Source organism: Thiohalobacter thiocyanaticus, assembly GCF_003932505.1.
GTDB classification, from domain to species: Bacteria; Pseudomonadota; Gammaproteobacteria; order Thiohalobacterales; family Thiohalobacteraceae; genus Thiohalobacter; species Thiohalobacter thiocyanaticus.
In genome coordinates this window covers 2,110,110-2,123,751 of record NZ_QZMU01000001.1, presented here as the reverse complement: position 1 = coordinate 2,123,751, position 13,642 = coordinate 2,110,110, and the positions used below count along the sequence as shown (strand labels likewise).

Below are 13,642 nucleotides of genomic sequence, written 5' to 3'. Positions count from 1 at the left end.
AGATTCACCCGCATTAGAGACAGCAGAGTCGTAGTGTGAGCAACTTATTTTTCGAGCAAGTGAAACAAACCCTGTCCTTTCCAGGAAAGGACACCACCATTATCAAGGAGATGTAAAATGAGTGAATTCAATAACCCCGGCCGCTCAATATTTAAGGCAGCGTTTTTTATAGTGTTTTCCATCGGGACCATTTCTGCCCATGCAGCATCAATCCTCGGCTCGGCAAAGGATTTCGCTGTCATCGGCGCAGAGTCGGTGACCAATACCGGATCGACCACGATACACGGAGATCTCGGAGTATATCCCGGAAGCTCGATCACAGGTCTGAGTAGCATCAGTCTTACCGGAACGGTTCATCAAACGGATGCAGTTGCGCAGCAGGCTCAGCAAGATGCTCTCAATGCATTCAATGCTCTGGGGGGAATGGCCTCTTCCAGTGACCTGACAGGGCAGGACCTGGGCACCATAGGTACGCTTTCACCTGGGGTATATAATTTTGACTCGACTGCGCAACTGACAGGCACACTTACTCTCGACGCTATGAACGATACCAACGCGCTGTTTATCTTCCAGATAGGCAGCACTCTCACGACGGCCAGCAACTCGGTGGTTGACGTGCTCAACGGCGGTACGGATACAGGCGTATTCTGGCAGGTTGGTAGTTCAGCTACCCTCGGTACTGACACAATGTTTGCAGGCAACATTATCGCGGACCAGTCCATCACCCTGAACACCAGTGCCAAAATCCTGTGTGGTCGAGCTCTGGCGCTAAATGCAAGTGTTACGATGGATACCAATACTATTTCCAATGATTGTAATGCCTTCGATGGCGGTACTTCACGTAGTGACTTCGGTAGCGCTGGTTTCAGCGCGGTGCCCCTACCGCCTGCGCTGTGGTTGTTTGGTTCCGGTCTGCTGGGTATGGTCGGTATTTCACGTCGTAAGATTACTAATGAGAACGCAAGTTAGATGACACTCAGCCGTTGTGTGCTCACGTAGGCCAAGGGCAATCCCCCTGAATCGCCCTGGTTCTGGTAGACACCTCCGAGCCATATTATGATGGCTGAAAACGAGGTGAACAATGAGTGGAAAACGATACACAGATGAGTTTAAGCAAGAGGCGGTGCGCCAGGTCACGGATCGGGGTTATCCGGTTGCCTAGGTGGCTCAGCGGCTGGGTGCGACCATGCACAGTCTGTACGCCTGGTTGTTGAAACAGTTCGGGCCCAAGCAGGCCAAAGACGAGGAGTTGGATGAAGCGCAGCGCGAGCTGCGGTGCCTGAAGGCTGAGCTGCGCCGCGTTACGGAGGAGCGTGACATCCTAAAAATGGCCGCAACGTACTTCGCCAAGGAGTCCGGGTGAAATATGACTTTATTCGAAGCGACAAGCAGGAATTCCGTGTACGCACGATGTGTCGGGTGCTGGACGTGCACCGCAGTGGCTTCTATGCATGGCTCAAGGAGCCGCTGTCGCCTCGGGCGCAAGAGGATCGACGACAGACGGGACTGGTGAAGCAGTCGTGGCTGGAAAGCGGCTGCGTGTATGGTTACCGCAAGCGACCTGCGAGAGCTGGGTGAGTGCTGCGGTAAGCATCGTGCTTACCGCCTTATGCGACTGGCAGGCATTAAGGCCGAGGTCGGCTACAACAAGCGCCGCAGCCACTATGCCGGCATAGCCTGCCATGGACGCCGCGAATACGTTGGATCGGCAGTTCGACCCGGAGAGACCGAACCAGGATTGGGTGACCGATATCACCATGATCCGGACCTATGAGGGATGGCTATATCTGGCAGTGGTAGTGGATCTCTACTCGCGCCAAGTGGTGGGTTGGTCGATGCAGTCGCGGATCTACGCCGACCTAGTGCTCAAGGCACTGCTGATAGCGGTGTGGCGGCGCAAGCCCAAGCCGGGCTTGATCATCCATTCCGACCAGGGAAGCCAGTACACCGGCCACGAGTGACAGCACTTCATCAAGGAGCATGGCTTGATCTGCTCAATGAGTCTGCGTGGCAACTGCCACGACAACGCAGTGGCCGAGAGCTTCTTCCAGCTGCTGAAGCGGAGACGGATCAAGCGGCGGATCTATGCCACGCGTGATGAGGCGCGAGCCGATATCTTTGATTACATTGAGCTGTTTTACAACACCCGGCGGCGCCACGGTTACAACGAGGAGTTATCGCCGGTCCAGTTCGAACAGCAGACTACCGAACGGCTCGGGAGTGTCTAGGAAATCCGGGGCGATTCAATTTGCCTGATTTTCTCTCAGGCGGCGGTTCTCGACCATTTGCGGTCATGGCGAATTTGTAATTCCAGGCGGGCATAGCGACCCGCCTCAATTTTATATTTAAAACCTCGAAAGCAGACATTCAACGATTAGGGTAAGTGGTGCGTAGCGTCCCAGCGACCAACGGGATCGATTTGACCCACTTGTTATGTCTTCATTTTCTTCTGCTTTCGCTGTTCATAGGCATCGAATTTCTCCGCCATTACGTAGACGTACTCAGCAATGGCTTTCGCGAAATCGAATATGTCTTGGGCATCTTGCTTTGATACCGTATCTTCAGACGCGTGAGCCCCAATATTCCTTTCTTTCCTAAGGGCTTCGCCCCAACTGTAAAGCCGATCATCTATAACGGCATCGACTTTTAATTTCTTCAAGCCCTTGTGAAGAGTTTTCTCATTAGTCTTATCTTTGCAGATCGCTTCAATGGCTCTCCCGCACATTACCGCACTTGCTGTATAGACTCGGGCTTGGAAGCATTTTCGCGCATCTTCCAGAGACCTTCTCACTAAACTAGGAATGCAAATATCAAAGTATTCACGTGGTTCCGGCCAAAGCCTGGACGGATCAGCCCACCCTTCCTCGGTTGGGCTAAACATCGCATATTCCGAATATCCCAGAAGGATTCCGCTACAACCTGGACACTCCATAAAAACGTACTTGTGCGGCTCAACGTAATCGTTTGGGGGGCACTCTTTCTCAGCGAGTACCATGGCATGAACCTTTGCTTCACAGGTGGGACATTCAATCAGCACTGGACATCCTTTGGCTTTGGGGAAACACAGCGTCTGAGGCCAGCGACGGCGAAGCCGTCCGGCTGGGGTGATATGTTATGCCTACACACGATCTAGCCAAGCCAAATCAAATAGACATGGTTGTGCGTTAGTTTGCGCAACCTCAAATATCGAGAACGCACTCTCGGGACAAAAAATAAACTTAACTTCATCCCAGCTAAACTGAAGATCACCTGGATATCTCCATTCTCTTTCATGAGTGGCATCGAATGAGTCAGTGATAATGTTTACAAAAGGTTGTAGTCTAGTTGGGATAAAGTTATAGATAGACCTTGGATATGGATCACCATTAAAAGTAGTGGTTGATCTCATAATAGATTCTCGTATATTCAGGCATGGGTTAGCGCCCTTGTTGAAAAGGAGATCACGATCAAATGCTAGCCCATACTTGACTTTAAATAGGTCCCTGTGTGCTTTTAGGCCAGATAGAGTGCTTTCGGTAAAGCAAACAGCGCGATTATTTATTGCACCGTCAAGAGCGCCGGTATTCGGATTAAAAATATATGCAGAGGATGCGCTCCCATACCACCCAGTCGCTGAAGCGTTTAGTGTAGGACTTGATGGCGCATGGGATATATCAAGTATAGACTCAAGTATTTCTCTAGCCTCTTTATTAGTACGCCCATCGTCTTGACGAACAAGGTGAGTAAGCAAAAACGAACAGTCGGTACTGTTTTTCGCTAATAATCTTGCTTGCTCTGCATTAGTTGGCATATTAATTATCAGTAGGTATAACGATCTGAATGAGGCGTGCGCAAATGAGCGAAGCGAATTTGTGAGTCGTGCTCGACACACTGGTTAGCTTTCATAATGCAGTATTTCCCCTATTGGCTCCAAGTAGGTAACCTTCAGCTTATGGGAAAGCCTCTTCTCTTCAAGCGTAGCGAGGAACCCCTTTCTAGGTCACCATCCTTGAGGCGGACTTGAATATTCAATTGACCGGTATCCTTGTGAACCAAGGGAATACCCAATAGCTCGCCTTGATTTGCCAGAAAAAGAAGGTTCACACCTTTTTCTACTTGAGAACGGAATTTCGCCCAAGAACGGCCGCAAGGTTGCGAACGACTCCTCGGGAAATGAAGATAATCCCCGACCCGACTAGCAATATCTTGGAGTGTTTTAGATACTGGGGTGTACATTAGCGTGCAGCTTTGTTCTAGTTCGGAACATTCAACTTCTACAGCTAGTATTTTGTCCCCAGTTCGAAACGCCGCTTCTATGCTCTTCCCTAGGTTTGCGATTCTCCAATCAGTTTTTTTTTGCTTTCGACACGTGGGCCTGTGCACCCAGATAATCCTTAAGGCGCGCTTCTACCCCCAACCTCAGCTCTAAAGCTGCATATAACACTTCATCCGGCCTTCCGCTCCCCAACAGATCCTTGGCGCGGGCGTGATGCGCGTCCGAACTATAAATGTATGCGGGCTCATCCATCATGAAAGCAAACACGTGCTTTAACGAGATCTTCTGCCTCGTTATACATTTTCAGAAAAGCCTCTTTATATCACCGATTCTATCGATTAATCAATCACCTAAGAATCTTCCGCCTAGAGATACTTTCCAGACTTTCGTGACACCTCCGAATAGCCTATGGGGTTTCAGTTAAAGCTCCCCAGATTTGGGTGGCTTAATGTCTGCTATCGGGAGTCTACTGTTAAGATCCGGCTGTTACACTGATCGCCAAGGACCGCTGTGGGCTGAAACAGCCCTTTTCGCTGACTTCCGCTTTGTGCTGGAAGCTGACTGTTTCAGGCGTTGTTCACATTCCCTATGCGCAACAGCGTATCAGGTACGACTAAGCTATCAGGTTCCGTTGAAAGAAAGTCTAAGGGCGGGCAATCTTGCAGGTCAGAATGCAGCGTATTTATCCATTCAATTGTGCAACTCTAACTCTGACCAACAATATTATTCATGGCACTTATTTAGCTCAAAATGCCCTTTCGTAGATCGGTTTGTAAAATAATTCCCATAGAGCTTTCCATTATCAAGATGATGTATTTTTAAGATTGCCGCACCATCGAATGTCTGCGTATCAGTTCCATTACCATGTTTCGGAATACTTCTATACATGTAGAATAACATCGGACGACCTGACTCTGGATCCTTTTTTGGTTTAGCCATTAGCGTCTCTGATTCCGAATCCTGTGCAACCACCTCCATACTAAGCCTGAGGAAGTTCTGTTTGATATGGGCAGTACCAACAGATTCACCTGTTTTATCTCCCCACTGCCAGTATATCTTCATCTCCCAAACACCATTCAAGTTTGGGTACAATATCTGATTTAGTATGGGAAACCGCCTCCATAAGTATTCCCAACCAACATACACGAACCCAATAAGAAAAATATTTATGATTCCAGACCAACCTAGTGATGCCCTAATAGCACTCCATATTTCATTATCATTTGCATCATATGATAGCAACAGAATCATCCCTGTTATACTAGCGTACAGGGTTGCGATAACCACAACGACCCTACCAACCGGCAATAGGCTAATCATACCTTCCCTCGTAATACACTTCCTCCCCCTCAGCAAATACACTGAGACCCGTTTCATTGCTGACTATACCAGTCATAATCACATCAGGTATTTTGGAGCCCAGTAGTGCCGCCACGTACCGCCCGCCGACTAATCGGGAGCGATCCAAGTGTATGCCCGTCACAATGGGCGGTGAGAAATATTGCGCCACATGAGTTAGCTTCCAATCAGTATTTATAAAATGAAATCCATCATGATAAGGGCTATTAATGGAAGATATACATACGAGACTTTCCACCAGACTCCTTCCCTGAATATTTGGCTCATCCACCCTAAGCGGCAGGATGGGAATCTCCTTTATACGCTTATAAAACACCACACCAATTCCTGAAAATTCGTGGTTGGCGCGGCATTTCACTTCCTGCAATATGTGTATTAGTGTTTGCTTCAACTTCTCGTTTCTCAGAGACTAAGGCATCCTAATGCCGACTATAGATTTATATGATTCATGTTGACTTATGCCGACTAATCAGTCGCGTATGACCCCACTGGACATACCATTCCACCCGACCAACTATCAGAAATACAGCTTCTGGAGTCTTTTGCTCACTGTAAAGCTTATTCCACTCCCTCTTGTCAAATTGAGATGGCGTCGGAACGTCAACAGGATGTGTATGCCAGTCGCCAACATAATAAGCTAGCCCTGATGTTCTATTCCAATACTCAAACGCTGTTTGCGCATGCCTAGGATCGCGCCTGAAAAATCTATGCCGCGACCTCAAGTCATGCGAATAAGGGAAAGTGCAGGCGACAATATGGACATGGGGAGGTCGCTTATACCCTATTAAGACCCCCCCCGCCTCCTGGCTATTGCCTACTTGCTTCCATTCGTTGATAGATTGAACGACGCTTTTTTCAAAAAGCACCATCCGCTCCCCATTATAGAAGATCAATTCTTCCTGCATGCAGGGCATGATTTCATTGGGGTTAGCACTTGATCCTTATGTCGCCGCGCTTTCTTATGAAACGCACGATTCCTGAATGTAAATCCAACACTCCCCCCAGCCCAATCCAGCATTAACTCAAGCGCTAACCCTGCCACTTGTACCGATGCACTTGGCGGAAATGGGATATATGATTCACCACATGAATACGTCATCGGAGAAAGGTCCTCAGAATTAATTAATGGTTCAAAACGCTCTTCTCCATCACGGGTTTGTAAACAGCGGTAACATCCACCAGTACCATCATAGTAGAGAGTACGACCGCAAAGACCATTTCCATCGAGCCATACATGCAATATCGGCGGAGTACTCCATTCATTCGAGCATCGCCAGTTCATTTCCTCGTTTAATGCTAAAGAGAATGGCTCTCGCCCAGTCGCATCAATTATGATGTCAGCATTGTCGGATTCAGCACCCCACATATATTCCTTAGACAGAGCCCTAATGTTCACCCAAGGGTACTCTATACCCAGTTTATGCTGACACGCTTCGGCCTTATTTTCGTACGTATATGCACCGTCAAGATAGTGCCGGCCAACATTACCTGGCAGAAACCACTGGCCATCATATAAGACGAGCTCGCCGCCCAAACCAGCTCCGCACTGAACCAATAAACGCGACAAATACCCACCGATTGTTCCGCACCCAATTAGTACGATTCGTTTTCCGGATAAGCCACTACCTTGTAGACTTCTCGCTGTCTGATACTTTGGGCTCAAATCGTCAAATTTACCACGAATAAGGGTTGTTCCGTGACTACCATCATCTCGCATCAACATCTTCCTAAAGCGCCCCGGTGCTTGTGTAGCAGTAGATAGGGACGGCGGCAAGATGACTTCAATACTGACCAGTCCACCTTTGGTATTAATAACTACAATGAAATGGGAATTGCAGCCTGCCTTGGTCCCCATTATCCTATGCAGGGTGCGTGCGGCGCTCTTATCGACTATATCTAACCAATCATAAAACGCCCTAAAATTATTAGGCGGCCAGCCCCCTTCTCTTGGAAGCAGCGTTGTAGAATTCACATCGAGCCAGATAGCGTTGAGATTCCGGCCATATCGAACCTTAGCCTTTCGCCACTGCACATATTCAGCTATCTCCTCTCGTGTCCCTACAACAACGAGATTGCGCTCATTTCCGAGTGGACTAAAATATCTGATTCGGTTAAATTCTGTGAGCGCACCTGAAGGCTGCCTTGATAAGGCAACCCCAAAATCCTTGAATCCCCAATACGCACTTAATTCATAACCAACATCATCAGCGTTGGCGCCTGTTAAACAATCCACCAACACTCGACGCGCCTGCTCAATAAGAGTCGCGAGTGTTTTTACAGGGTGATACGGATCAGCACGATAACTTTCTGCCTCTAAGTAACAAAGCTTATTTTCATTATCGACATGAGAAAGAGGGAGACACAGCTCTCTCGGTCTAGGGTGCCTAAGATAGATTTCCGGAAGCGACTTGAATGTTAAATCGTAGAATTCCAAACGAATCGGAACTTCAACGGCGTTACACTGGAGCACACCATCGTATGCGTAACGACGCGTCTCTTGGGGCAAATGCACAAATCCATTTTCAGTCAACCAATTATGCACAAGAGGCAGGCAATGCCTTTCGTAACCCCTCTCACCCAGACCTTGCATTAGGAATCCGCTCCGGCTTAACAGAAACGGCTGGCGTGCTTCGTACGATTTCTGCACTGGTAATTACATCGATCCATTCTGGCCGACACGGCAGTCTTCTTCCGAATTGCGTAATACATGCATCAACCACAGCGGCTTTATCGAGAGAGCCGCTCACTGCGCTCTGCAAGGCATTGAGCATCTGATTTGAGCATGCGACGATTTCAGCTTGATCGCTATTCCCTCGGGGGTAGACGACCTCGGGATATTTACAAGCTGGATTATATATTTTCCCAGAAAGCCGGGTCGGCAGTGTTTTTACAACCTCAAGAAGTGCATAATCGTCTCGTCCTCGGTCATCCAACGGATATGCCTCAGCCGCACAAATCATCAATGCGAGTGACGAAGGTCCTCCCGCTTCCCAGCAATAGTCACGCCACGCTTTTAGAAAGCAACAGATGCGGCGTAATCTTTGACCCTTTATTCCAATTTGTTGCTTAAACCAATTTGCGATCAAAAGGGGATCCGACTTCCTCCAACCTTCATCGCGGGTCGCTAGATAAATTTCGTTTTCATCAAGCAAGAAAGTCTTTAATTCTGGACCATCTCTTTCAAATAGCAACTCGCCCAGCTTTACATTCAGGTCTCCTATCGCCTCAACCATGTGAGCGTGCCTGGAGTCTGGAACTGCATACAAGGGGATATCTATGTGAGCTTGTTTGCCCGGTATGATTATGCGAGCACACGTGTTCTTTTCATTACTAAATTCCCAATTCTCCTTTTCAGCTAACTCTCTCAATGCCCCATCAACAATTGCGAAGAACCAGTCCTTGTTAGCTTCGGGTGCCGTGTTCATTATTGACATCGGAAGATAAACACCATCGTCCAAGTCAATCTCCTGCGACTTATAGCAAGGCGCATTCAACGTCTTATAGGCATAAGACCCTTGCGTCATAAATTTAGGCCGAATCTTTGACAGCCATTCAATGTCGTATTCGGAAGCATCCTCTACGCCCTTCAAGTAGCTCCTTGCTTGTGTAAATGCCGTGCGAATCGCTTGGCGAGCTTTCTTCCTAGCCGCTCTCAACATCGCGTCTTGATCGTCAGAGATTGAAATATTATCCGAAAATTACCGCTGGACATGAACTTATATAGGAGCGGACTAATATTGTACATTTACACTGCCTCCCTTTGAGACCTGAAGTCGAGTTCTGGCGCTGCATTACCCATGAATTTCCACAGCCCTTCTTCCCCTATCTCCTTCTGGAAAGTGGCTTGGGCAAGTCCAAGTAATGTCTTCGTCGCTCCTTTGTTTGCTTTATCCAAGGAGATGACCTTATCTTGTTCAGTACTGACGTGCTCATCAATCATATAGTATTGATCGCCCATTTTATGCTGCAACATAAAATGGGAGGTCTGCTCTTGGCACGCAATCATAAAGTCGAATATTTTGCCGCCCCATTGGGCAATACCACGATCTAAATCTTCGCTCTGGTTCGCGGTCGTTCGCGACGAAAGAGCACCAACTGCAAGAAGACGTATGTTGTTTATATCGATATCGTCGTCAATCAGATGCTCCGCCTCGTGAACACCAAAGATTCCAGGCGCATTACCGACCAACCCACCGTCCACGAATACTTGGCTGTCGATTTCGTAGTTTGGCAGATATATCGGTGCCGCACTTGTCGCCATTGCCACGTCCACCAACCGGCGTTTTGGATCAACCATAATCTTTGAGTTGTGTGGCGTCTTGAAGAATTGCGGCTTACCTTTTGTCCAATTCGCCGCTGGGATTAATACACGAGTTTTAAGATCTTCAACCTTCAAGTCTTGAAATATTTGTTCAAGGCCTTGCTTCAATGCCGTATTATCATGCTTTGCTTTGGCAATCCCGCGATCCAATGTGAAGCCAAACATCTCATATGCTTTTCGATCAATATACTTACGCGGCAACCGCTCAGGAGAGCCCCAAAAGCCCGGTAATTCTATTTCTGTAAATAGAATTGGTCCGAATTCTTGCAGCTTTTCTACGATCGTGCTGGCCTTAATCTCCCTCGTTGCAAGGGCAAGTGCCAGTATACCGCCAACACTGGTGCCACATATCAAGTCGAAATGTACACCAATGGGTTTACCTGTATGCTCTTCGACATAGTCGATAAACTTTGCCGTATATAGACCTTTGTAGCCCCCACCGGACAGCGACAATATCTGAAAAGGCTTTACGTCAAAATCTGAACTCAAGCTATTCACCGCAACACCAAACAAAAACGCCGCAGGGCTTTAGCCCAAGCGGCGCGTGAATAATCACTCTTCGAAATTAGCAATTGAGATAACCATCACTATTTGCACTTATTACTCTCACGATTTGCAACTTATCCTGTCTCGTTTGCAGCTTATGCTCAAACCCACACCGGGCCCTCAGTCGGACCCTGTTGTGTAGCTTAGCCGCATTTTGACTCGCCGCAATTGAGACAGGTCATGCAGCCGTCCATCTGGATCATCGCCTTGGTGTGGCACTTGCCGCACAACTGGGCGCCTTCGGGAAAATCGTCCGGATCCCGGGTCTCCGCGGACTTGACCGCGGCCTCGTACTGGGCCCGTTTCTCCTCGACCAGCGCCTGCTGGTGTGCATCCAGGCCCTCATCCTTGAGCATGCCGATCATGCGCAGGTGGCATTCAATGGCATCCCCGATTTCGGCGACCAGCGAGGGCATGTACTTGCCGCCTTTCTTGAAGTAACCGCCGCGCGGGTCGAACACCGAGCGCAGCTCCTCGACCAGGAAGGTCACATCACCGCCCTTCCTGAACACGGCGGAGATGATCCGGGGTCATGCCGACGATCCACTGGAAGTGATCCATGTTCTTCGAGTTGATGAAGATCTCGAAGGGCCGGCGCAGTTCGTGCTCGGTGCCCGGATTGAGGATGATGTCATTGATGGTGACATACAGCGCGTGTTCGGACAGCGGCGTCTTGATCTTGTAGGTCGAGCCCAGCAGCATCTCCGGGCGCTCGAGCTTCTCGGTGAGATGGACGACCTTGTCCTCCTCCTTCCCCACGGCAGCGGCCTCGTCGGGCGCGTTCTCCTTTACCACACCGTAGTCCACGATCTTCTTGTCGATCTTGACAGTCATTGCTTGGTCTCCGTGAGGCGTGAAGTGTGAAGAATGAAGCGGAAACCCGCTCCAGCTGCCACGATCACGCCGGCAATTCGTTCAATCCTTATCCCGTTCCCGGTTTCGTCTCACGCTTTAACGGTTCACGCCATCAGAACTTCCCGTAATACCCTTCCTTGAGGGCGTCGTAGAGGTTGGCGGCGGTATGCATCTCGCCGTCGTATTCGACCTCCTCGTTGCCCTTGAGTTCGACCTGGCTGCCGTCTTCCAGTTTGAACACGTAGGTGGTGTTCTCCAGGTCCTTTTCCTTGACCAGCACACCCTGGAAGGCCTCGGGGTTGAAGCGGAAGGTGGTGCAGCCCTTCAGCCCCTTCTCGTAGGCGTACATGTAGATGTCCTTGAAGTCCTCGTAGGGATAGTCGGTCGGGACATTGGCCGTCTTGGAGATACTGGAATCCACCCACTTCTGCGCCGCGGCCTGAATGTCCACATGTTCCTTGGGCGAGATGTCCTCGGCAGTGATGAAGTAATCCGGCAGTTGCTCTGCCGGATCCTCGGAATAGGGCATGGCCCGCTCATTGACCAGATAGCGGTAGGCCAGCAGCTCGCAGGAAAAGACCGAAACCTTCTCCTTGGTCTTGCGGCCCTCGCGGATCACATTGCGGTAATAATGATGGGCAAAGGAGGGCTCGATGCCGTTGCTGGCATTGTTGGCCAGCGACAGGGAGATGGTCCCGGTCGGGGCGATCGAGGAATGATGGGTGAAGCGCGCGCCCACCTCGCCGAGTTCCCGCACCAGTTCCGGCTCGTACTCGGCGATCTGCTGCATGTAATGACTGTATCTGGCGTGGAACACCCGACCGGGCAGGCGGTCGCCGACCTTGAATCCGTCGCGCTTGAGGTCGGGACGGATATCCAGCATGGCCTCGGTAACGGCGAACTCCTCGTCCATGATCGGGGCCGGGCCCTTCTCCTTCGCCAGATCCAGCGCCTGGCGCCAGCCCTCCAGGGCCAGTTCGCGCGCCACCCGCTCGGTGAACTCGAGCGAATCCGGCGCGCCGTATTTCATCCGCAGCATGGTGAGCGTCGAGCCCAGGCCCAGGAAGCCCATGCCGTGACGGCGCTTGCGCAGGATCTCGTCGCGCTGACCTTCCAGCGGCAGGCCGTTGATCTCGACCACATTGTCCAGCATGCGGGTGAACACCCCGACCACCTTGCGGAACTCCTCCCAGTCGAAGCGGGCATGCTCGGTGAAGGGATCGACCACGAACTTGGTCAGATTGACCGAACCCAGCAGGCAGGAACCGTAGGGCGGCAGCGGCTGTTCGCCGCAGGGGTTGGTGGCCCGGATGTCCTCGCAGAACCAGTTGTTGTTCATCTGGTTGACCTTGTCGATCAGGATGAAGCCCGGTTCGGCGAAATCATAGGTAGACGCCATGATCATGTCCCACAGGCGGCGTGCCTTGAGACTGCGGTAGACCCGGCAGGCCACCTTGCCGGCATCGTTGGTGATATAGCCGTTCTTGACCGGCCAGTGACGCCAGACCACCTGCTCGGGATCGTGGAGATCGATCCCGCCGGCCTCAGCCTCATCCTCGGTCAGCGGGAAGGCCGGGCGCCATTCGGCGTCCTGCTTGACCGCCTCCATGAAGTCCTCGGTGATCAGCAGGCTGAGATTGAACTGGCGCAGGCGGCCGTGCTCGCGCTTGGCGCGGATGAAGTCCAGCGCGTCCGGATGACCGACATCGAAGGTGGCCATCTGAGCGCCGCGCCGGCCGCCGGCGCTGGAGACCGTGAAGCACATCTTGTCGTAGATATCCATGAACGACAGCGGCCCGGAGGTGTAGGCGCCGGCCCCGGCCACATAGGCGCCCTTGGGCCGCAGGGTGGAGAACTCGTAGCCGATGCCGCAGCCGGCCTTCAGGGTCAGGCCGGCCTCGTGGACCTTCTCCAGGATGTCGTCCATGGAATCGCGGACGGGAACCGGAGACGGTGCAGTTGATGGTCGAGGTGGCCGGCTTGTGCTCCCAGGCCCCGGCATTGGAAATGATGCGCCCGGCCGGAATCGCGCCCCGGCGCAGGGCCCAGAGGAAGTTCCCGTACCACTCTTCGCGCTTCTCGGGGGTCGATTCCACCTCGGCCAGTGCCTGGGCCACGCGCTGGTAGGTCCCGTCGATGTCGGCATCGACCGGAGTACCGTCCTTGGTCTTGAGACGGTATTTCTTATCCCAGATATCCTGGGACGCTTCCTGCAGCGGCATGTCCACGGCGTTCTTCGACACGGCTTGAGGTGTGCTGTCTTCATCGAGCCTCCTGGGTTCCCTGACATCGGGCGCCGGCGCCTG

7 protein-coding genes and 3 pseudogenes are annotated in these 13,642 nt (G+C 51.1%); 2 read left to right on the top strand and 8 right to left on the bottom strand.

Features of this window, described 5'->3' with window-relative positions; translation table 11 throughout:
- The first annotated feature begins 117 nt into the window (after positions 1-117).
- Positions 118-969 carry an ice-binding family protein gene (locus D6C00_RS10005; RefSeq protein WP_125181593.1) on the top strand — a complete coding sequence of 284 codons (852 nt, stop codon included), beginning with the start codon at positions 118-120 and terminating at the stop codon, positions 967-969.
- A gap of 112 nt (positions 970-1,081) precedes the next feature.
- Positions 1,082-2,228, top strand: a pseudogene (locus D6C00_RS10000) (IS3 family transposase).
- A 203-nt stretch (positions 2,229-2,431) separates the two neighbouring features.
- Here D6C00_RS10000 and D6C00_RS09995 read toward each other — a convergent pair.
- The 8 genes and pseudogenes from D6C00_RS09995 to D6C00_RS09960 form a co-directional block, all read right to left on the bottom strand.
- Positions 2,432-2,995 (bottom strand): DUF4145 domain-containing protein, encoded by a 564-nt coding sequence (locus D6C00_RS09995; RefSeq protein ID WP_125181592.1) that lies wholly within the window; start codon positions 2,993-2,995, stop codon positions 2,432-2,434.
- A gap of 1,983 nt (positions 2,996-4,978) precedes the next feature.
- On the bottom strand, positions 4,979-5,632 hold the full coding sequence (locus tag D6C00_RS09990) for a Cap15 family cyclic dinucleotide receptor domain-containing protein (RefSeq protein ID WP_125181591.1): 654 nt from the start codon (positions 5,630-5,632) through the stop codon (positions 4,979-4,981).
- A gap of 428 nt (positions 5,633-6,060) precedes the next feature.
- Complete coding sequence (locus tag D6C00_RS16755; protein ID WP_399361249.1) at positions 6,061-6,483, bottom strand: Mov34/MPN/PAD-1 family protein; 423 nt, start codon at positions 6,481-6,483, stop codon at positions 6,061-6,063.
- 20 nt (positions 6,484-6,503) lie between these two features.
- Positions 6,504-8,204 carry a ThiF family adenylyltransferase gene (locus tag D6C00_RS09980; RefSeq protein WP_125181589.1) on the bottom strand — a complete coding sequence of 567 codons (1,701 nt, stop codon included), beginning with the start codon at positions 8,202-8,204 and terminating at the stop codon, positions 6,504-6,506.
- Positions 8,188-9,300: a CBASS cGAMP synthase gene (locus tag D6C00_RS09975; protein WP_305000424.1), complete on the bottom strand. Its 1,113-nt coding sequence runs from the start codon at positions 9,298-9,300 to the stop codon at positions 8,188-8,190. The genes D6C00_RS09980 and D6C00_RS09975 overlap by 17 nt, the downstream gene beginning before the upstream one ends.
- Before the next feature lie 59 nt (positions 9,301-9,359).
- Positions 9,360-10,424: a CBASS cGAMP-activated phospholipase gene (locus D6C00_RS09970; protein WP_158675383.1), complete on the bottom strand. Its 1,065-nt coding sequence runs from the start codon at positions 10,422-10,424 to the stop codon at positions 9,360-9,362.
- Between the two features lie 200 nt (positions 10,425-10,624).
- Positions 10,625-11,315, bottom strand: a pseudogene (locus D6C00_RS09965) (TSCPD domain-containing protein).
- Positions 11,316-11,448: 133 nt separating this feature from the next.
- A pseudogene (locus tag D6C00_RS09960) lies at positions 11,449-13,558 on the bottom strand (adenosylcobalamin-dependent ribonucleoside-diphosphate reductase).
- Positions 13,559-13,642 lie beyond the last annotated feature (84 nt).

Bases quoted from the DNA above. Each gene is read 5' to 3' on its own strand.
- D6C00_RS09990 (WP_125181591.1), bottom strand. From the start codon at position 5,632: ATGAAACGGGTCTCAGTGTATTTGCTGAGGGGGAGGAAGTGTATTACG.
- D6C00_RS09995 (WP_125181592.1), bottom strand. From the start codon at position 2,995: ATGGTACTCGCTGAGAAAGAGTGCCCCCCAAACGATTACGTTGAGCCG.
- D6C00_RS16755 (WP_399361249.1), bottom strand. From the start codon at position 6,483: ATGGTGCTTTTTGAAAAAAGCGTCGTTCAATCTATCAACGAATGGAAG.
- D6C00_RS10005 (WP_125181593.1), top strand. From the start codon at position 118: ATGAGTGAATTCAATAACCCCGGCCGCTCAATATTTAAGGCAGCGTTT.
- D6C00_RS09980 (WP_125181589.1), bottom strand. From the start codon at position 8,204: ATGCAAGGTCTGGGTGAGAGGGGTTACGAAAGGCATTGCCTGCCTCTT.